The following is a 19,899-nucleotide window of genomic DNA, read 5'->3' as shown; positions in this document are numbered from 1 at the left end:
GCAAAGGCTTTTGCACCGCTTGAAAACCGCCCGTAAGTGCTGATTTTTTTGCGTCCAACCACCATGCATTTGCGTTGGATTCTACCCAATGGCATAGGGTCACTGAGGGGACAGGTCTTGCACCTCATTCCAGATCATGAAATGAATGCCAGACCTGTTGGTTTCATCGCGCTTACTTGGACGGGCGAATCAGCACGTACTGCGCCCAGTCGCCACGGCGCACCAGCACGTTAACGGGCTTGGACTTGTCAGCCTTGGCCCAGGCCGCTTCAAAGCTCTTGAGGTCCGTGACCTCCGCATTGGCCAGTTGCAGGATGACATCGCCTTCGCGCAGGCCGGCGCGGGCTGCGGCATCCACGGCCGCCATGACGCGTACACCGCCCTTGACGGCCAGCTCCTTCTTCTGCGCGGCGGTCAGCTCACCCAGCTTCAAGCCCAGGGACTTGTTCTCCAACGCGCCCTGAGATGGCTTGCTGCTGTCAGCGCCCGCCTTGGTTTTGACCGCCTCGTCGCTGGGCACTTCGGCAATCACCAAGCTCAGATCCTTGAGCTTGCCACGGCGCAGCACCGTGATCGTGCTCTTGGTGCCGGGCTTGGTATTGCCCACCATGCGCGGCAGATCGGAGACCTTCTCGATGGCCTTGCCTTCGAACTTGGTGATCACGTCACCGGCTTCCACCCCTGCCTTGGCTGCAGGAGAATCCGGCTCGACGGCCGATACCAGAGCGCCCTCAGGTTTGCCCAGGCCTATGGACTCGGCCACTTCCTTGGTCACGGGACCAATCTGCACACCGATGCGTCCGCGCGTGACCTTGCCGCTGGCACGCAGCTGATCGCTGACGCGAATCGCCTCATCCACGGGAATCGCAAAGCTGATGCCCATGAAGCCGCCCGAGCGCGAGTAGATCTGGCTGTTGATGCCCACCACTTCGCCACGCATATTGATCAGCGGGCCACCCGAATTGCCGGGATTGATGGCCACATCGGTCTGGATGAAGGGCAGGTAGTCGCCGGTATCGCGCTGCTTGGCCGAGACAATGCCGGCCGTGACCGAGTTCTCCAGCCCGAAGGGCGAACCAATGGCCATCACCCATTCACCTACGCGCAGCTTGCTCACATCGCCGATCTTCACGGCAGGCAGGTTCTTGGCGTCGATCTTGACCACGGCCACATCGGTGCGCTTGTCGGCCCCTACGATCTTGGCCTTGAACTCGCGCTTGTCGGTCAGCGTGACTATGACTTCATCGGCACCATCGACCACATGAGCATTGGTCATCACATAGCCGTCGGCCGTGAGGATGAAGCCCGAGCCCACGCCGCGTGGCTGCTCTTCCTCGGACTGCCCGCCCTTGGGCGCACGCTGGCGCGGCACATTGGGCACGGGGAGGCCAAAGCGACGGAAGAACTCCAGCATGTCCTCATCCATGCCCAGGGCATCACCGGCGTTGTTGGACACTTTCTCCAGCGTGCGAATATTCACCACCGAGGGCCCGACCTGATCGACCAGGTCCGTGAAGTCTGGCAAACCACGCGCGGCGGCGGCGCTCTGCGCATGTGCCGCAGTGACCGGCAGCATAGCGCCACCCGCCAGAGCGGCCACGACCATGGCAGAAGCCAAGGCGGTGGCGGAGACTTGGGACTTGAGCATCCTCCAGGCAGGTGTGCGCATCGTTATCGTTCCTTGTTCAATATGTCTGAAGAGACCGGGTCATTGTCCAACGGGACAGTCTGATCGTGAGTTCACAGGCTTAGCGCCCCATTCTGGCAAAGCCATGAAGGCGCCGGTAGGGGCAAAGACAGCTTTCAGCCGAAATCTGCTGCCCAGCAGTCACGGCTGTTATAGCAACTGAGGACCAGAATTTCAAAATCAATAGCTTCCTGCACAGACAGGATAAGCGTTAGAGCGCCAAAAGACCTGAAACCTTATCGGCACCTCTATATCCGGCATCAATGGCGAGTGGCCGAGCCAAAGCTTGCATTGCGCAAAAAACTGGCCGGCATTTGCAGATTCGGGGCACTGCTGTATTGCGGGTGGGCTGCCAGCAACTCATCCAGACGGGGATCACGCAGCATCACGGTCTGGCCATTGGGGCCGGCAACCGCCACCACGGAAGAAGACTGGGCTTGTGCCCCCAGAGGAATGCCCGATTCCTGCTCGGCAGCCTGAATGCCGGCCAGTGTATTGACCGACAGAGGTGCTGCAGCACTGGCCGGGGCCGAAGCCACGACCACCGCATCAGGCGTGACCGCAGCCAGCTGCGTGCCCTGGCGGCCGCCCAAACCGCCACCCGCCAGCATCACGCCCCAACCCACGGCCGCAACCGCAGCCACCGAGGCAAAGCCGGCGGCCATCTTCCAGCGGAACACCGATGCATTGGCCGCCTGCCGTGCGGGCATGGACACCACAGTCGCGCTACCGCCTTGCTTCTTGCCCATGTCTGCTGGCGCAATTTGCTCAAGCTCGCCAGTCAGCAGGCTATGGGCAGACTCTGGCTGGATACCCAGATCGATACCGCACAGGGGCTCGCGCGCCATATGGGCACGCACACCGCTCAGAATGTCGTGGCAGCTGTGATGCGCCAACTCGGGCGAACGCAGCACGTCGCCAATCAGGTGGTACATGCGCCAGGATTGCTGACCATCGTCACTTTCCGCATAAGAAAGCACGGCCTGCATGTGCTGCGAGGCGGCTTCGCCATCCACCAGAGCCGAAAGCTGCTCGCGCTTGATCAGATCGTCATTCATGAAGTTCACCTGCTCGTCCTGCTGTACTACCAACGCTTGCCAGTCTGGCGCTCCAGCAAGGGCTTGACCCTTGCCGAAATTGCCTCACGCGCCCGAAAGATGCGTGATCGCACCGTGCCAATGGGACAGTCCATGGCCTGGGCAATTTCCTCATAGCTCAGGCCCTCGATCTCGCGCAGCGTGACCGCCTGGCGCAAATCCTCGGGCAGAGCCTCCATCGCAGCGTTGACGGCTTCGGCAATTTCCTGAGCTGCCAATACTGTTTCCGGGGTTTCCTGGGTAGTTAGTTCTCGTCCGAGAGAAGAAGTTTCATCCTCGTCACCCCCAGTGTGTAACGCACTCTCGGTCACGACCGGAGAGCGGTGCATTTCCATCAGCGTCTTCTTGGCCGTGTTGACGGCAATGCGGTACAGCCAGGTGTAGAACTGCGCCTCGCCCCGAAACTGGTGCAGCGCCTTGTAGGCGCGGATGAAGGTTTCCTGCGCAATGTCCTGCACGATATCCACATCGCGCACCATGCGGCCCACCAGCCTCTCGATACGGCGCTGGTATTTGATGACCAGCAGCTCAAAGGCCCGGGTGTCGCCCGCATTGGCGCGCTCGACCAATGCCAGATCGCTGTCAGCGGATGGAGTGGGGAAATCGGGAGGTGTCATGAATAGCCAAGCGGCGTGCTGCCATAACCGGCGCGGACTCTAGCCCTGCTCTGCCAGCAGCACGACCGAAGAATATACCGCACGCCGCAAGTCGCCCCACTGGACAGGGCTGTGTTGCCGTCGCAGCAAAATCCATAGCACCTTGCGCTTAAAGGGCAAAGACTGAGAAGGCGAAAGACTTGCGGCACTCAACCACAGCCAGTTACCGCCATCCAAACCCACTTTCAGTTGCACGAACCGCCCCTGCTTGCCGACCTGATCCGCCAGATCGACCCGCCACTGCTCTCCATCCCATCGCAGCCGGCCGCGCGGCCAGTCTCGCCATTGCCCGAACAACAGCCCTGCAGCCAGCATCGACACCGCAAAAGCCGTCAACAGTTGCACACCATGCCACTGAGCCATATGGCACCAGGCCAGCAAAACCGTGGCAAGCAGCAGCCATGACAATGCCAACGCCGCAGCAGCCAGGCCCGGCCGCTCAAAGCCATAACTCACTGCAGGGGCGTGGTAGCGGGTGCTCATGGCTGCAGTGTGCAAAAAGCCCGGTCACTACCACCTAGGGAAAGCACCGCAGAAACAGCAAAGCCCGCAAGGCCATGCCTGTGCGGGCTTTTGTCTTGACCTGGAAAGGTCGAAACCGGGGCTTAGACGCGCTTGAAGACCAGCGTACCGTTGGTACCGCCAAAGCCGAAGTTGTTCTTCACCGCAACGTCAAGCTTGGCATCACGCGCCACATTGGCGCAGTAATCCAGATCGCACTCGGGATCCTGGTTGTCCAGGTTGATGGTGGGCGGGATCTTCTGATCGTACAAAGCCATCACGGTGAACACGCTCTCGATACCACCAGCGCCACCCAGCAGGTGACCCGTCATGGACTTGGTCGAGCTGACCACCAGACCCTTCTTCGCGTGCTCGCCCATGGCCGCCTTGATGGCGTTGGACTCGTTGGCATCGCCCAGGGGCGTGGAAGTGCCGTGTGCATTCAGGTAATTGACCTGATCCTGGTTCACACCGGCGTTGCGCAGAGCATTGAGCATGGCGCGGCGCGGGCCGTCCATATTGGGAGCCGTCATGTGACCGGCGTCGGCACTCATGCCAAAGCCTGCCAGCTCCGCGTAAATCTTGGCGCCACGGGCCTTGGCGTGTTCGTACTCTTCGAGCACCAGCACACCGGCGCCTTCGCCCAGCACAAAACCGTCACGGTCCTTGTCCCAGGGGCGCGAAGCTGCCTTGGGGTCGTCGTTGCGCGTGGAAAGCGCACGCATGGCAGCAAAGCCGCCCACACCCAGAGGCGAAACAGTGGCTTCCGTGCCACCGGCCACGACGATGTCGGCATCGCCGTATTCGATCATGCGTCCGGCTTCGCCGATGCAGTGCAGGCCTGTGGTACAGGCTGTCACGATCGACAGATTCGGCCCCTTGAAGCCAAATCGCATGGACACATGCCCTGCCACCATATTGATGATGGAAGCAGGCACGAAGAACGGCGTGATGCGGCGAGGACCGCGGGCAGCCAGTTCTGCGTGGGTATTCTCGATCAGCGGCAGGCCGCCGATACCCGAGCCGATCACGCAGGCGATGCGTGTGGCCAGGTCTTCGGACAGGGCTTCGCCTGTGGGCAGGCCTGCGTCCAGAACGGCTTGCTCCGCAGCCGCGATGCCGTAATGAATGAAGGTATCCATGGAGCGCGCATCCTTGGCGCTCATGTATTTCTCCACATCAAATCCCTTGACCTCACCTGCAATCTTGCAAGAGAAGCTCGACGCATCGAACTTGGTGATGAGGTCAATGCCGGACTGGCCGGCCAAAAGATTGGCCCAGGCGTCTCCAACCGTGTTACCCACGGGGGAAATGCAACCCAGGCCGGTCACGACAACGCGACGACGGCTCATGCGTTCAAACCTTTAACTGATCGCTGAAAAAAGACCTTAGGCCTTTTGGTGGGTATTGGCGTAGTCGATGGCGTTTTGCACCGTCGTGATCTTCTCTGCGTCTTCGTCAGGGATCTCGATGCCGAATTCATCTTCCAGGGCCATCACCAGTTCCACTGTGTCCAGGGAGTCAGCGCCCAGGTCGGCCACGAAGGCCTTTTCGTTGGTCACTTGGGACTCTTCAACGCCGAGTTGTTCAGCAATGATTTTTTTGACACGTGCTTCGATATCGCTCATGGTTTCCCTCAGGGGGTTGTGAATGAACCCGCGATTCTAGCCGTTTCAGGCCCAAGACCTTTTTCGGCAGGCCGTCGCGAGGAATCGGCCACTGAACTTGCAAAAGTGTTCAGCTTCTGGCAGCAAGTGCGACAAACGCCGCACAAACTGCCGAATTTTTACATGTACATGCCACCGTTGACGTGTAGCTCCTGGCCCGTCACATAGCCTGCACCTGTGGATGCCAAATAGGCAACGGCATGCGCGATGTCGCTGGGCTGGCCCAGATCGCCCATGGCAATCTGCGCCTTCAGAGCAGCCTTCTGCGCTTCCGGCAGATCGGCCGTCATATCGGTGGCGATAAAGCCCGGGGCCACACAGTTCACGGTGATGCCACGGCTGCCCAGCTCCTTGGCCAGAGCACGGGTCATGCCGGCCACACCGGCCTTGGCGGCTGCATAGTTGGCCTGGCCGGCATTGCCGGAGGCGCCGACCACGCTGGTAATGCTGATGATGCGGCCGAAACGCTGCTTCATCATGGGGCGAATAGCCGCACGGCTGACTCGGAAAACCGCCTTCAGATTGGTGTCCGTCACGGCATCCCAATCCTCGTCCTTCATGCGCATGGCCAGGGTGTCGCGGGTGATGCCGGCGTTATTGACCAGCACATGCAGACCGCCGTCGTTCTTGACGATGGAGTCGATCAGGGCATCGACGGCCGCACCGTCAGTCACATTCAGGTTCACGCCACGACCGCCGAAGGCGGACAGCGCCTGGGTGATCTTCTCGGCACCGGCATCCGATGTGGCCGTACCGATCACTTGATAGCCCTTGGAGGCCAGCTCCTGCGCGATGGCGGCACCGATGCCACGGGTGGCGCCGGTCACCAGGGCAACTTGAGGCTTGGTCTGGTTATCAGTCATGCGAGCAATTCTTTCACGTCAGCCAAAGTGGCTGTATCAAACAGAGGGGCACCCGTCAGGTCGGCGTCAATGCGCTTGACCATGCCAGCCAGCACCTTGCCGGGGCCGCATTCAACAATATGGGTCACACCGCGAGCCTTAATGGCCTGCACGCATTCCACCCAACGCACAGGACCGAAGGCCTGACGATACAGGGCATCGCGAATTGCATCAGCGTCCGTTTGGACGGTGACGTCGATATTGTTGATGACGGAAATCTGAGGTGCAGCCAGCGTCAGCTCGGCCAGGGCAATCTTGAGCTTTTCAGCAGCAGGCTTCATCAGACTGGAGTGGAAAGGCGCGGACACAGGCAGAGGCAGGGCACGCTTGGCGCCCGCAGCCTTCACGGCTTCGCAGGCCTTTTCCACGGCCAGCTTGCTGCCGGCGATCACGGTCTGGCCGGGATCGTTGAAGTTCACCGCTTCCACCACTTCGGCACCGCCCAGTTGGGCCGTCACTTCGGCGCAGACCGCCTTGACCTTGTCCGCATCGAGCGCCAGCACGGCAGCCATGCCGCCCGTACCCACGGGTACGGCATCCTGCATGGCGGCAGCACGCAGACGCACCAAAGGCGCGGCCTGGGCCAGCGTCAGCACGCCGGAAGCCACCAATGCCGAGTATTCACCCAGGGAGTGACCGGCCACCGCATCAGGCAGCGCACCACCTTCGGCCTGCCAGACACGCCAGGCAGCGACACCGGCCACCAGCATCACGGGCTGGGTGTTGGTAGTCAGCGCCAAAGCTTCCTTGGGGCCTTGCTTGATCAGCAGGCCCACATCTTCACCCAGAGCATCCGAAGCTTCTGCCACGGTTTGTGCGACCACGGGGTGATCTCCCCAGCCGTCCAGCATGCCCACGGATTGCGAACCCTGGCCGGGAAATACAAATGCGAACTTTTTCATATTTCTTAGTATAAAAAGTACTTAAAACGCTTGCATGCCAAGCGCTTTATGCTACATCTTAAGGAGCACCGCACCCCAGGTGAAACCACCGCCCACGCCTTCGAGCAGCACGGTCTGGCCGGGCTTGACCTGGCCCGAGCGCACGCCATGGTCCAGCGCCAGAGGGATCGAAGCCGCCGAAGTGTTGCCATGCTGATCGACAGTCACGACTACCTTATCCATGGACAGCTTGAGCTTGCGCGCCGTGCTCTGCATGATGCGGATATTGGCCTGATGTGGAATCAGCCAGTCGATGTCGGCATCGGTAAGCCCCGCTTTTTCCAGCGCGGCACGTGCAGCCTTGTCCAGCACGCTTACAGCCAGCTTGAACACGGCCTGACCATCCATCTTAAGCAGAGGGTCGCCCAGCACATTGCCACCGGAGACATTGCCTGGCACGCAAAGAATGCCCACATGGCTGCCATCGGCGTGCAGTTCGGTGGAAAGAATGCCTGGTTCATCCGAGGCTTCCAAAACCACGGCACCAGCCCCGTCACCGAACAGCACGCAGGTTGTCCGGTCATTGAAATCGAGGATGCGACTGAAGACTTCCGAGCCCACGACCAGCACACGCCTGGCCGCGCCGGTCTGGATCATGGAGTCCGCCACCGTCATTGCATAGACGAAACCGCTGCACACCGCCTGCACGTCAAAGGCCGGGCAACCATTGGTAATGCCCAGCTTGTGCTGCAGAATCGCCGCCGTCGAGGGGAAGACCATATCTGGCGTGGAGGTCGCCACGATGATCAGGTCGATGTCCTGCGCGCTGATGCCCGCAGCCTCGATGGCCTTTCTGGAAGCCTCTAGTGCCAGATCGCTGCTGGTGACATCAGGGGCGGCAAAGTGGCGAGCGCGGATACCGGTGCGCTCGACGATCCACTCGTCCGAGGTCTCGATGCCGCGTTGGGCCAGTTCTGCAGCCAGATCGTTGTTGGTCAGGCGGCGGGGAGGCAGGTAGCTGCCGGTACCAGTGATGCGTGCGTAGCGTCTCATGTCTTCTATCAGGGCGCCGAAGTTCCTTGTTCCGTCTGCGCTGCCAGCAACAAAGGTGCGGCGGCGGCAATACGGCTGCGAACACGGTCAAGCAGGTTGTTGCGTGCCGCATCATACGCGCGGTTGAGCGCATGCTCGAAAGCCATTGCATCAGCCGAGCCGTGGCTTTTGAACACCAGACCACGCAGGCCCAGCAGCGCCGCGCCGTTGTAGCGGCGATGATCCACGCGCTTCATCAGTGCAGTTAGCACCGGATAAGCAATGATGGCCGCAATTTTGGTGAAGATATTGCGCTTGAATTCTTCCTTGAGAATACCCGCAATCATCGACGCCACACCTTCGGTCGTCTTGAGCGCCACATTGCCGACAAAACCGTCACAGACCACGATGTCCACCACGCCCTTGAAGGTGTCGTTGCCCTCGACATTGCCGTAGAAGTTGAGGTTGCCGGCCTCGCCAGCGGCGCGCAGCAGCTCGCCCGCACGCTTGATGACCTCGCTGCCCTTGATCAGCTCCTCGCCGATATTGAGCAGGCCCACGCTGGGCGCTTCGGTATTCTTGAGCGCCGAAACCAGGGCCGAGCCCATGACCGCGAACTGCAGCAGATGCTCGGCTGTGCAGTCCACATTGGCACCCAGGTCCAGCATGGTGGTGTCGCTGCCCTTGGCATTGGGCAAGCCAAAAGCAATCGCGGGACGGTCAATGCCATCCAGCGTCTTGAGCAGATAGCGCGAAATCGCCATCAGAGCACCGGTATTGCCCGCAGAGACCGCGGCCTGGGCCGCACCATCCTTGACCTGCTGCACGGCCACGCGCATGGACGAGTCCTTTTTCTTGCGCAGCGCCACTTCCACGGGATCATCCATGCCCACCACTTCGCTAGCAGGCACGATGGTCACACGTTCGTGCTTGAAATTTTCCAATTCCTCGGCTTTGCCGACCAGCAGCAGATGGGCATCAGGATGAGAGTTCAGAAACTGACGGCACGCGGCCAGCGTGACGCGGGGGCCATGGTCGCCCCCCATGCAGTCAACAGCCAAAGTAATCATGGGCGACTGTCAAGTCCATTCGGGCTTGGATAAAAAGGTTGAACGGTCTAGCGACCACAAACGGGAGCTATCAGCAAAGTCAGCGCAATCCTGCACTGATTTTGCAAATATCTCCCCCAAGAAAACACAAAAGCCCGCGCTACAAAAAATGTAGCAACGGGCCTTGCGAATGCAGTCGTCGCTTAGGCTTCGGACTTGTTCTTCAGCACTTGACGGCCGCGATACACGCCGTTGGGGCTGATGTGGTGACGCAGGTGGGTTTCACCAGTCGTGGCTTCCACAGCGATGCCAGGCACATTCAGTGCATTGTGCGAACGGTGCATGCCGCGCTTGGAGGGGGACTTCTTGTTTTGCTGAACAGCCATGATGGCTCCTGTGTATCTTGAAAGGGTTGGTAAAAAACGCGATCAGCCCATTAAAGACACGAGGGGGATTCGCGCGAAGCTCACGATTATAGCGCAAACGCTTTTCGTGACCTAGCCATTATCAAATCCCCAGCGTGTCGCTGGAATGATCAATCGGCAGATTTGCCGACGTTGAGTGATTGCAGCACCGCAAAAGGGTTTTCCTTTTGCTCATTGGCCTGCTCGAAGTCAGCGTCGCTGGACTCCAGCTTGACGGGCACGGGGCATTCTTCGTGACGGGGCACCACAGGCACTTCCATCAGCAACTCATCCTCGATCAGCTCCATCAGATTGAACTCGCGGCTCATGGCCAACAGGTCTTCATCGCTGTCGTCATCTTCCTGCTCTGCCGTGACTTCGTCCGCGACAAAGCGGAATGACCGATCCACATAAAGGGGAATATCGGCCTCGGTCAGGCAGCGCTGGCAGGTCATGGGCAGAGCCACCTCGGCGGTCAGGTGCAGCCACACATGACCTGCGCCACCGGTCTGCTCGACCAGCTCGCCCTCGGCCTCCCAGTGCACCATGGGTTGCTCGCCTTCCACAGACAGCGCATCCGCAGCCAGACGCTTGAAGTCGGACAATGGGGTCTGGCCTTGCAAATGACCCGCTGCCTGTGCAAAAGCGCGCACATCGAGACGGGTCGCAGAAAAATCCTTGCTCATGCAGCCAGTGTAAGAGAATCCCGCCATGCCCGAATCCTTGATTACCGGACGACTCATGCGTCCATTGATCCTCGGCTCCACCTCCCGCTATCGCCGTGAGCTGCTCAGCCGCCTGCAACTGCCGTTTGAAACGGTCTCCCCCGAAGTGGATGAAACCCCGCTTGGCGGCGAAACACCCTACGACCTGAGCCTGCGTCTGGCCAGAGCCAAAGCCCAGGCAGTGGCTCAGTTGCATCCCGGTGCCATCGTGATCGGCTCCGACCAAGTGCCCGAGCTGGATGGTCAACCTCTGTCCAAACCCGGCACTCACGAGCGTGCCACCGAGCAACTGCGCCAGATGAGCGGCCGCCAGATGAATTTCCATACCGGCGTCTGCGTAAGCTGCGCAGAAACCGGCTTTGCCGAATCCAGCGTGGTGACGGTGCAGGTGCGCTTTCGCGAACTGAGCGACGCCGAGATCGAGCGCTATCTGCGCGCCGAGCAGCCCTATGACTGTGCGGGCTCGGCCAAGAGCGAAGGCCTGGGGATTGCGCTGCTGGATGCCATCGTCAGCGATGATCCCACGGCGCTGATCGGCCTGCCATTGATCCGCACCTGCCAGTTGCTGCGCGCTGCCGGAGTTGTGCTCCCATGAGTTCCGCTACTGAAAATAAAGCAGGCACCCTTTATCTGGTCCCCGCGCCACTCGATTTCGGCTGCGAAAGCCAGACCGCGCTGACCGAGGTACTGCCCGAGGGCACGCTGCGCCGTGCAGCAGGCCTGACCCACTGGATCAGCGAGAACGCCAAGACCGCGCGCGCCTATCTCAAACGCATAGACACCCTCTTCCCGCTGGCCGCGCCGCTGCAGGCCCAGAATATTGCCGAGCTGCCACGCGAAGCCCATAAGAAAGGCGACCATGGCAACAAGGGCGCGGCCGTGTTCGACCCCAAGCCCTTGCTGGCGGCCGCGCTGGCCGGCCATGACATGGGCTTGATCAGCGAAGCAGGCATGCCCGCCGTAGCCGACCCCGGCAGCTCCATCGTGCGCGCCGCCCATGATCTGGGGATTCGCGTCGTGCCGCTGATCGGCCCCGTCTCCCTGCTGCTGGGCCTGGCGGCCAGCGGCCTCAACGGCCAGAACTTCGCTTTTGTCGGCTATGTACCCCAGGACGGCAGCGAGCGCACGGCCCGCATCAAGGAACTGGAGAGCCTGGCACTGCGCCATGGCCAGACCCAGCAGTTCATAGAGACTCCCTACCGCAACGCCGCGCTGTGGCAGGCGCTGCTGCAAACGCTGCAGCCCAATACCCGATTGGCGCTGGCCAGCGGCCTGACGCTGGAAACGGCTCGCATCGAAAGCCATCTGGTGCGCGAATGGCGCCAGCGCAACGCGCCGCCCGACAACCGCACGCCGGTGGTGTTTTCGATCGGCCGATAGAACGCCCGAGCGCCCCTCGGACAAAAAAGCCCGCAGCAAACACTGCGGGCTTTTATTTACAGGACTTACGCAAACAAGATTCGTCAAAGCTGCTTTCTTGAGGCGCAGTTCATACCCGAACCTTGTTTGCGCAAGTCGTGATTTGATAGCTGCCAGCGCTTTATCCATCAGCGTTGGCGGCCATTTTTACTATGAATCAACGAATGCTGGGCATCAGGCCCTGCACCGCCTGCACCGATCCGGCGCCAATCGCGGCGCCAAACTTCTTGGCCAGGCGCTCGGCCATATTGTCACGGCGGGTGTAGTCGATGACCTCATCGGCCTTGACCACCTCGCGTGCCACATAGTCGAGACTGCCCAGCTTGTCGGCCAGCCCCATTTCCACGGCCTGCTGGCCGGTCCAGAACAGGCCGCTGAACATCTCCGGGGTTTCGCGCAGCTTCTCACCACGGCCTTGCTTCACCGCGCCGATGAACTGCTGATGAATCTGCTCCAGCATGGTGTGGGCATATTCCTTCTGCCGCTCGGACATGGGACTGAAGGGATCCAGAAAGCCCTTGTTCTCACCAGCTGTCAGCAAACGGCGCTCCACACCCACTTTATCCATCACACCGGTAAAGCCGAAACCGTCCATGAGCACGCCGATGCTGCCCACGATGCTGGCCTTGTTGACAAAAATCTCATCGGCCGCAGCAGCAATGTAGTAAGCAGCCGACGCACAGGACTCCTCGACCACTGCATACAAAGGCTTGTTGTACTTGGCCTTGAGACGTGTCATCTCGTCATTGATGATGCCGGCCTGCACGGGGCTGCCACCGGGCGAATTGATCAGCAGTACCACGGCGCGCGAGCCAGAGTCCTCGAAAGCGCTGCGCATGGCTGCCACCACGAACTCGGCACTGGCATCCGCACCCGAAGCGATCTCACCCTTGATCTCCACCACGGCGGTATGCGGCGAGGTACTGGTCTTGGCCGTCGTGTCCTTGAAAAACACCACCCACAGCACCAGCAGCACCACAACCGTCCACAGCAAGCGGCCATAAAGACGCCAGCGGCGCGCGGCGCGCTGCTCGCTCAGCGAGGCAAAAACCAGCTTTTCAAGCACATCACGCTCCCAGCCGGCTGCATTGGCCGCTGGCGCGGGCGCAGCAGGAGCTGCCGCCTTGGACCATAGATCAGCCCCCGGCGTCACCGGCTGCTGGGAGTCATTGTTCTCGGGGGGGATTGGGGAACTCATCTCAAAATGCTACGGATTTCAGTTGCGCTCCAGTATGCCAGTGCACCACACCATTGCTCTCGGAGAGTTTGATTTTCACCAAACCGCCGCGACATGGGCCTCCGGAACAGGCTCCGCTGTCAGGTTCGTAGGCCGCACCGTGGGTAGAACACAACAGCCAGCGGCCTGTGTCATCGAAGAACTGACCTTCCTGGTAGTCCATCTCCATCGGCACATGGCTGCAGCGATTCAGATAGGCATGAACCTGACCCTGATAGCGAATCGCAAAAGCACGGCTGAGCTGGCCCGCGTAATTCACCTCAAAGGCCACGGCCTTGCCGCCATCGACCAGATCGGTGCTGGGACACAGTTCCATGACATCGGTCATCAATGCATCCTCAGGCGTTTTCAGCCAGCCACTGGTGCAGTTGCCTGGCCGAATCGGCCACAAACAGCGGATCGAACTGCGCAAAATTGTCTGGTGCATGGGCTCCGTAAGAGACGCCCACGCAGGCACAGCCTGCGTTCACGGCCATCTGCAAATCATGCGTGGTGTCTCCAATCATCAACGTGCGTTCAGGCTCCACGCCGAACTCGGCCATCAGTTCATGGAGCATCAGCGGACTGGGCTTGCCCGCCGTTTCGTCCGCCGTGCGCGAGCCGTCGAACATGCCTTTGAGCTGAGGATCCTGCAGCGCGTGGCTCAGCCCCATGCGACTCTTTCCCGTGGCCACGGCCAACCAATGGCCGCGAGCCCGCATATCGCCCAGCAGCGACAAGATGCCATCGAACAGGCAGATATCGTCCTGATGCTTGAAGAAGTGATGGCGGTAGCGATTACCCAGCTCGGGATATTTTTCGGGCGGCACATCGGGCGCAGCGCGGGCCAGCGCAGGCATCAGCGCCATGCCGATGACATAAGCCGCCTGCTCGTCACTGGGTACGGTACCGCCCACATCACGTACGGCCTCCTGAATGCTGCGCGTGATGATGGCCGTGGAGTCCGCCACGGTTCCATCCCAGTCAAAAGCGATCAGATCGAAGCGGCGAGGACGCTTTTCGCCAGAGTTTTCGCTATGGTTCTCAGTTGTCATGAAACTCTTGTCAGTTCACAAAATCGGCCAGTTCGGGCGGGAGTTCGGCACGCAGCTCCACGCGTTCGCCACTGGCAGGATGGTTGAACTGTAGCCGCCAGGCGTGCAGAAACATGCGTTTGAGCCCCTGCTTTTGCACACGACGGTTGAGATCAAAATCACCGTATTTGTCGTCGCCCACGATGGGATGCCCCTGCGACGACAGATGCACGCGAATCTGGTGCGTGCGCCCCGTCTTGATGGTCACCTCCAGCAGACTCATGGCCGGCAGGCCCTGCATGGGGCGCGGCTCGATGAGCTTGCGCACCTTGACCAGCGTGATGGAGCGCATGCCATCGGGGTCATCTTCGGTGGTCACGCGCACACGGCGCTCGCCATCGGCTTGCAGATATTTGTGCAGCGGCGCATCAATGACCTTTTTATTGGCCGGCCAATTCCCCTGCACCAGAGCCAGATAGGTCTTGCCCGTCTCGCGCTCGCGGAACTGATCCTGCAGATTGATGAGCGATGAGCGCTTTTTGGCCACCAGCAAGATGCCCGAGGTTTCTCTATCCAGGCGGTGCACCAGTTCCAGAAACTTGGCCTCGGGCCGCGCCTGACGCATCTGCTCGATGACGCCAAAGCTCACACCGGAGCCGCCATGCACGGCCACGCCAGCCGGCTTGGACAGCGCCACCATGTACTCATCCTCCAACAGGGCGGGAAAGTCCTTAGCCGGTGCAGGTCGTTCTGCTTTTTCAGCCACTTTCTCGGAAATCCGAACCGGTGGAATGCGCACGACGTCGCCGGCCTGCACGCGCGTTTCGGCGCTCACGCGTCCTTTGTTGATGCGCACTTCGCCACTGCGAATGATGCGGTAGACATGGGTTTTGGGTACGCCCTTGAGGTGGCGCAAAAGAAAGTTGTCCAGACGCTGTCCAGCGGAATCGGCATCGACTTCTACGAGCCGCACGGAGACCGCGGCTGCGTTCTGGGACCGGTCCTGTGCCGGTTTGCCCTCTATAATGTGTTTCACCTGTGCCGAGCTAGTTGTAAGTGGTTGATTCGCATGGAGTTTAGTCCAAACAGCCATTTCCCACCGCACAGGCAGGTCGATGCCCGTCAGTTTTACACACGCAAATTGCAGCCCGAAGCGCTGCAGCCGCCTGTGGAATCCTGGTAAAGGCTGACAAATTGAAACGCTGATACGGAATCTCATCCCGGTAGTTGTTCCAGGCCAAAGCCGCCTGCAACTGCCGGTGAATCACAACGAGCATGTGGATTTTTTGGACATGGATGATCAACTTCTGGGGCAGGGCTAGACCTGTTGCCGGGGTGAGCCGTGTGCAGAAAAGACCACCCACCTCCCTGGCGCGCCCCCCGGTTATGTTTACGCCTCGCATGCATGCGCGCCCTCTTTCGCTCGTCCCCCGGCCTGCACCTCCGCTACTGACTTGATTCCAGGTCAGTAGCGCAGTCCTGCACTGCCCCGATTCCTCATTCGTTTCAACGCGTTCGTCTGGCATCAAGGCTCCCTGTCGAGTCCATCTTTGATTACCAGTCAAAGGTGCGTTGGTCTGATGGCATGTGCCCTGACCAGCGCGCCCCATAAAACGAATAAAGGAAACGCATCATGAAACGGATGCTGATCAACGCAACACAGTCCGAAGAACGCCGCCTGGCCATTGTGGACGGCCAGAAGCTGCTGGACTACGAGATCGAAATCGAAGGCCGCGAACAACGCAAGGGCAATATCTACAAGGCGGTTGTCACCCGCGTGGAGCCCTCGCTCGAAGCCTGCTTCGTGGACTACGGCGAAGACCGCCACGGCTTTCTGCCCTTCAAGGAAATCTCCAAGCAATACTTTGCCGAGGGTGTCTCCCCCAGCCAGGCCCGCATCAACGATGTGATACGTGAAGGCCAGGAATTGATCGTCCAGGTCGAGAAGGAAGAGCGCGGCAACAAGGGCGCGGCCCTGACCACCTTCATCTCGCTGGCCGGCCGCTATGTGGTGCTGATGCCCAACAACCCCCGTGGCGGTGGCGTTTCGCGCCGCATCGAGGGCGAGGACCGCGCCGAGCTCAAGGAGGCCATGGACCAGCTCGAGTACCCCAAGGGCATGTCCATCATCGCGCGCACTGCCGGCATCGGCCGCACCGCGCCCGAGCTGCAGTGGGACCTGAACTACCTGCTCAAGCTGTGGAACGCCATTGACGGCGCTGCCAAGGCTTCCAAGGGCGCTTTCCTGATCTATCAGGAATCCAGCCTGGTGATCCGCGCCATCCGCGACTATTTCAACAATGACATCGGCGACATCCTGATCGATACCGATGACATCTACGAGCAGGCCCAGCAGTTCATGGCGCACGTCATGCCCGAGCATGCGGCCCGCGTCAAGCGCTACCGCGACGATGCGCCGCTGTTCAGCCGCTTCCAGATCGAGCACCAGATCGAGTCGGCCTACTCGCGCACCGTGACCCTGCCCTCGGGCGGCGCCATCGTGATCGACCACACCGAGGCCCTGGTCTCCGTGGACGTGAACTCGGCCCGCGCCATCAAGGGCGGCGACATCGAGGAAACCGCCACCCGCACCAACCTGGAAGCCGCCGACGAAGTGGCACGCCAGATGCGCCTGCGCGACCTGGGCGGCCTGATCGTGATCGACTTCATCGACATGGAAGAGTCGAAGAACCGCCGCGAAGTGGAAAACCGCCTGCGCGACGCGCTGCGCCAGGACCGTGCCCGCGTGCAGTTCGGCACCATCAGCAAGTTCGGCCTGATGGAGATGAGCCGCCAGCGCCTCAAGCCCGCCCTCTCCGAAGGCGCGCACATCAACTGCCCGCGCTGCGGCGGCTCCGGCCATATCCGCGACACCGAGTCCTCGGCGCTGCAGATCCTGCGCATCATCCAGGAAGAGTCCATGAAGGACAACACGGCCGCCGTGCACTGCCAGGTGCCCGTGGAAGTGGCCTCCTTCCTGCTCAACGAAAAGCGCAGCGAAATCACCAAGATCGAGCTCAAGCAGCGCGTCAACGTGATCATGGTGCCCAACAAGTCCATGGACACGCCGCACTACAAGCTCGAGCGCCTCAAGCACGACGATGCACGCCTGGAATCCATGGAAGCAAGCTACAAGCTGGCCGATGAAGTGGAAGACGTGACCACCGTCACACGCCGCTCGCAAGAACCCACCAACAAGCAGACTCCCGTCATCAAGGGGGTGTTGCCCGATGCTCCGGCCCCGATTGCCGAGCCCCGCGCTCCACGCCAGCCACGCCCTCAAGCGGGCACACCTGCGGCCGCGCCCGCAGCAGCCGCTCGCCCCTTGGTGCGCGAGCAAGGCTTCTTTGCCTGGCTCAAGAACCTGTTCGGCTTTGGCACACCGGCACCCGTGGCGGCTCCCGCCCCTGTGGCCGAGGCCCCAGCACCCGCAGCCCGCGAAGGCAGTCGTGACGGCCGCCGCAGCGAAGGTCGTGGCGACCGCAACCGCCGTGGCAGCGAACGCAATGAACGCAACAGCGGCGAACAACGCGCCGAGCGTGGTGGCGAGCGCAACAACCGGCGCAACGGTGCCAACCGTGATGGAGAGCAACAACGCAGCGAGCGTCCCGAGCAGCAACAGCGCCAGGAACGCGGCAACCGCCGTGAACGCAACAACGAGCGCCGTGACGACCGTCAACCCCAGGTGGCAGAAGCCGCATTGAACGCCAACGAGGAGTTCAACGCCCAGGCAGCGCCCAAGCAGGAACGCAACCGCCAGGAACGCGGTGAACGCTCCGAACGTGGTGATCGCGGTGAGCGCAATGAAGGCGGCAATCGTCGCGAGCGCCAGCCTCGCAACGCCGATGCCCAAGCCGTGATGCAGCCTGTGGCAGATGAGAGTCTGCAGCAGTCCGCTCAGATGGAAGGTGCTGACGCCCAGGCTCAGGATGCCCAGGGCGAACAGCAGCCGCGCGAGCAACGCCAGCGCCGCTCTCGCGACCGCTACGGCCGCGACCGCCGTGACCGCGCACCACGCGATTCACAAGCCGAAGGGCAATTGCCTGAACAGCTTGCAGAAACCCAGGCTCCCGCAGAAGCACCTGCTGCCGAAGTGTCCGAGCAGCCCGCACGCCGCAGCTACTTTGACTCTGTTACGCCTCAAGCCCAGGCAGAGCAAGCGCCAGCAGCTACAGAAGTGCAAGCACCAGCTGCGCCAGTGGCCGAAGTCGTTGCACAGACTCCATCGGTGACTGCTGAGGCTGTGGCCCCTGTGGCGGCTATCGCTGCCGAGCCTCAGCAAGCGGCTGTTGTCGCAGAGGCTGCTGCACCCGCAGCAGCTGAAGCCGCGCCAGAGCAGCCTGCAGCAAAGGTCATGGCCAAGGCCCAGGCCTACGAGCTGCCCATGACGCAGTTGCAGGAGCTGGCTAGCGCCTGCGGTCTGCAGTGGATCAATTCCGATGCAGACAAGGTGGCGGCCGTGCAAGCAGCAATTGCCGCCGAGCCCAAGCCCGTGCGCATTCCGCGCGAGCGCCCACCGGTGGTAGTGCTCGACGAAGGCCCGCTGATTCTGGTCGAGACCCGCAAGGATCTGAGCCTGATGCAGCTGCCGTTCGAGAAGGAAGAACAGGCTGCTGGCCAAAACGCCTAAGCAGACTGCCTTCCGGCATCACAGGGCCAAGGGTACTGTCCACTGCAGTGGATGGGGCCTTGGCCCTTTTTCATCGCCGGGCTGCCCCAAGATGACCCCCCCCTCCTGGAGGGGCAGCGAACCACAGGCAGTGGGGAGCGTGGGGAGCCCTCTTTCATGCACCTGTTTTTTGATTTTGTTAGCGTCGAGCCATGTTGTTTCTGATCTCGCCAGCCAAATCGCTGGACTATGAAAGCCCTGTTCCCAGCGAACTCCCCCACACACTGCCCGTCTTCAAGAAGCAGCCGCTGGAATTGATCGAGGTTCTGCGTGAAAAATCCCCGCAGCAAATTTCCGAGCTCATGAGCATCAGCGACAAGCTGGCCGTGCTCAACGTGGGCCGCTACGAAGCCTTCAGCCCCAGGTTCACAGCCAAGAACTCGCGCCAGGCCGTGCTGGCATTCAACGGCGATGTCTACGAAGGCCTGGACGCCCATAGCCTCAAGCCCAAGGAACTGGACTGGGCGCAGGACCATGTCGTGATCCTCAGCGGCCTGTACGGCGCGCTGCGTCCACTGGACCTGCTGCAGCCTTATCGCCTGGAAATGGGCACACGCCTGCACAACGCCAAGGGCAGCAATCTGTACCAGTTCTGGGGCAGCCAGATTGCCGACTATCTGAACCAGCGCAGCGATGAACAACCCGAGGCCGAGCGCATCGTGGTCAATCTTGCCTCGCAGGAATACTTCAAGTCCGTGGATCTCAAAGCCCTCAAGCCCCCCGTGGTGGAGTGCGTGTTTGAAGACTTCAAGGGTGGCAAATACAAGGTCATCAGCTTCCACGCCAAGCGCGCACGGGGCCTTATGGTGCGCTGGGCCGTGCAGCACAAGGCGAAGAAGGTGGCCGATCTGCGCAAGTTCGATCTCGAAGGCTATGCACTGGCCGAGCCGGCCAGCACGCCTGCCAGACTGGTGTTCCGCCGCAAGCTGGAAGACTGACCCTGCGCATTGAAATCGGTAT

Annotated in this window: 20 protein-coding genes; 4 read left to right on the top strand and 16 right to left on the bottom strand. The window is 61.0% G+C overall.

Annotated features, from left to right (window positions below; genetic code table 11):
* Positions 1 to 172: 172 nt before the first annotated feature.
* The 12 genes from QMY55_RS05375 to QMY55_RS05320 all read right to left on the bottom strand — a co-directional run bounded on the left by QMY55_RS05375 (position 173) and on the right by QMY55_RS05320 (position 10,562).
* Positions 173 to 1,669, bottom strand: coding sequence for a DegQ family serine endoprotease (locus tag QMY55_RS05375; protein ID WP_283487646.1), 1,497 nt, complete (start codon positions 1,667 to 1,669; stop codon positions 173 to 175).
* Between the two features lie 278 nt (positions 1,670 to 1,947).
* Positions 1,948 to 2,745 (bottom strand): sigma-E factor negative regulatory protein, encoded by a 798-nt coding sequence (locus QMY55_RS05370; protein ID WP_283487645.1) that lies wholly within the window; start codon positions 2,743 to 2,745, stop codon positions 1,948 to 1,950.
* A 26-nt stretch (positions 2,746 to 2,771) separates the two neighbouring features.
* Positions 2,772 to 3,401: an RNA polymerase sigma factor RpoE gene (gene rpoE / locus QMY55_RS05365; protein ID WP_283487644.1), complete on the bottom strand. Its 630-nt coding sequence runs from the start codon at positions 3,399 to 3,401 to the stop codon at positions 2,772 to 2,774.
* A 39-nt stretch (positions 3,402 to 3,440) separates the two neighbouring features.
* On the bottom strand, positions 3,441 to 3,923 hold the full coding sequence (locus QMY55_RS05360) for a hypothetical protein (RefSeq protein ID WP_283487643.1): 483 nt from the start codon (positions 3,921 to 3,923) through the stop codon (positions 3,441 to 3,443).
* A gap of 122 nt (positions 3,924 to 4,045) precedes the next feature.
* A complete protein-coding gene (gene fabF / locus QMY55_RS05355; RefSeq protein WP_283487642.1) occupies positions 4,046 to 5,293 on the bottom strand; it encodes a beta-ketoacyl-ACP synthase II in 1,248 nt (415 codons plus the stop codon).
* A 36-nt stretch (positions 5,294 to 5,329) separates the two neighbouring features.
* Complete coding sequence (gene acpP, locus QMY55_RS05350) at positions 5,330 to 5,569, bottom strand: acyl carrier protein (protein WP_003058049.1); 240 nt, start codon at positions 5,567 to 5,569, stop codon at positions 5,330 to 5,332.
* A gap of 158 nt (positions 5,570 to 5,727) precedes the next feature.
* A complete protein-coding gene (gene fabG / locus QMY55_RS05345) occupies positions 5,728 to 6,471 on the bottom strand; it encodes a 3-oxoacyl-ACP reductase FabG (protein ID WP_283487640.1) in 744 nt (247 codons plus the stop codon).
* A complete protein-coding gene (gene fabD / locus QMY55_RS05340; RefSeq protein WP_283487639.1) occupies positions 6,468 to 7,412 on the bottom strand; it encodes an ACP S-malonyltransferase in 945 nt (314 codons plus the stop codon). Before fabD ends, fabG begins: the two co-directional genes overlap by 4 nt.
* Positions 7,413 to 7,463: 51 nt before the next feature.
* A complete protein-coding gene (locus tag QMY55_RS05335; RefSeq protein WP_283487637.1) occupies positions 7,464 to 8,444 on the bottom strand; it encodes a beta-ketoacyl-ACP synthase III in 981 nt (326 codons plus the stop codon).
* An 8-nt stretch (positions 8,445 to 8,452) separates the two neighbouring features.
* Positions 8,453 to 9,493 (bottom strand): phosphate acyltransferase PlsX, encoded by a 1,041-nt coding sequence (gene plsX, locus QMY55_RS05330; RefSeq protein ID WP_283487636.1) that lies wholly within the window; start codon positions 9,491 to 9,493, stop codon positions 8,453 to 8,455.
* A 182-nt stretch (positions 9,494 to 9,675) separates the two neighbouring features.
* Positions 9,676 to 9,858, bottom strand: a complete 183-nt coding sequence (gene rpmF / locus QMY55_RS05325; RefSeq protein ID WP_003058062.1) for a 50S ribosomal protein L32 — start codon at positions 9,856 to 9,858, stop codon at positions 9,676 to 9,678.
* Positions 9,859 to 10,007: 149 nt separating this feature from the next.
* The gene (locus tag QMY55_RS05320; RefSeq protein ID WP_283488889.1) at positions 10,008 to 10,562 is read right to left on the bottom strand and encodes a YceD family protein; all 555 of its coding nucleotides are present in this window, start codon (positions 10,560 to 10,562) and stop codon (positions 10,008 to 10,010) included.
* 25 nt (positions 10,563 to 10,587) lie between these two features.
* Here QMY55_RS05320 and QMY55_RS05315 point away from each other — a divergent pair, with 25 nt between their 5' ends.
* Complete coding sequence (locus QMY55_RS05315) at positions 10,588 to 11,196, top strand: Maf family nucleotide pyrophosphatase (protein WP_283487635.1); 609 nt, start codon at positions 10,588 to 10,590, stop codon at positions 11,194 to 11,196.
* Positions 11,193 to 11,981: an SAM-dependent methyltransferase gene (locus tag QMY55_RS05310; protein WP_283487634.1), complete on the top strand. Its 789-nt coding sequence runs from the start codon at positions 11,193 to 11,195 to the stop codon at positions 11,979 to 11,981. Before QMY55_RS05315 ends, QMY55_RS05310 begins: the two co-directional genes overlap by 4 nt.
* Positions 11,982 to 12,177: 196 nt before the next feature.
* Here QMY55_RS05310 and QMY55_RS05305 read toward each other — a convergent pair whose 3' ends face one another.
* The 4 genes from QMY55_RS05305 to QMY55_RS05290 are packed head-to-tail and all read right to left on the bottom strand — an operon-like array spanning position 12,178 to position 15,306.
* Entirely contained in the window at positions 12,178 to 13,218 is a 1,041-nt protein-coding gene (locus QMY55_RS05305) for a S49 family peptidase (RefSeq protein ID WP_283487633.1), read from the bottom strand.
* A gap of 1 nt (position 13,219) precedes the next feature.
* Entirely contained in the window at positions 13,220 to 13,585 is a 366-nt protein-coding gene (locus tag QMY55_RS05300; protein ID WP_283487632.1) for a Rieske (2Fe-2S) protein, read from the bottom strand.
* Between the two features lie 10 nt (positions 13,586 to 13,595).
* Positions 13,596 to 14,291: an HAD family hydrolase gene (locus tag QMY55_RS05295; protein WP_283487631.1), complete on the bottom strand. Its 696-nt coding sequence runs from the start codon at positions 14,289 to 14,291 to the stop codon at positions 13,596 to 13,598.
* A 10-nt stretch (positions 14,292 to 14,301) separates the two neighbouring features.
* On the bottom strand, positions 14,302 to 15,306 hold the full coding sequence (locus QMY55_RS05290) for an RluA family pseudouridine synthase (RefSeq protein WP_407650631.1): 1,005 nt from the start codon (positions 15,304 to 15,306) through the stop codon (positions 14,302 to 14,304).
* A gap of 597 nt (positions 15,307 to 15,903) precedes the next feature.
* Here QMY55_RS05290 and QMY55_RS05285 point away from each other — a divergent pair.
* Together QMY55_RS05285 and yaaA are read left to right on the top strand one after the other, a co-directional pair.
* A complete protein-coding gene (locus QMY55_RS05285) occupies positions 15,904 to 18,900 on the top strand; it encodes an Rne/Rng family ribonuclease (RefSeq protein WP_283487629.1) in 2,997 nt (998 codons plus the stop codon).
* 191 nt (positions 18,901 to 19,091) lie between these two features.
* Entirely contained in the window at positions 19,092 to 19,877 is a 786-nt protein-coding gene (gene yaaA / locus QMY55_RS05280) for a peroxide stress protein YaaA (RefSeq protein ID WP_283487628.1), read from the top strand.
* Positions 19,878 to 19,899 lie beyond the last annotated feature (22 nt).

The organism is Comamonas resistens (assembly GCF_030064165.1).
Lineage (GTDB): Bacteria > Pseudomonadota > Gammaproteobacteria > Burkholderiales > Burkholderiaceae_C > Comamonas > Comamonas resistens.
Note: the sequence above shows the minus strand (reverse complement) of the source record. Positions and strands in the feature narration are given on the sequence as shown.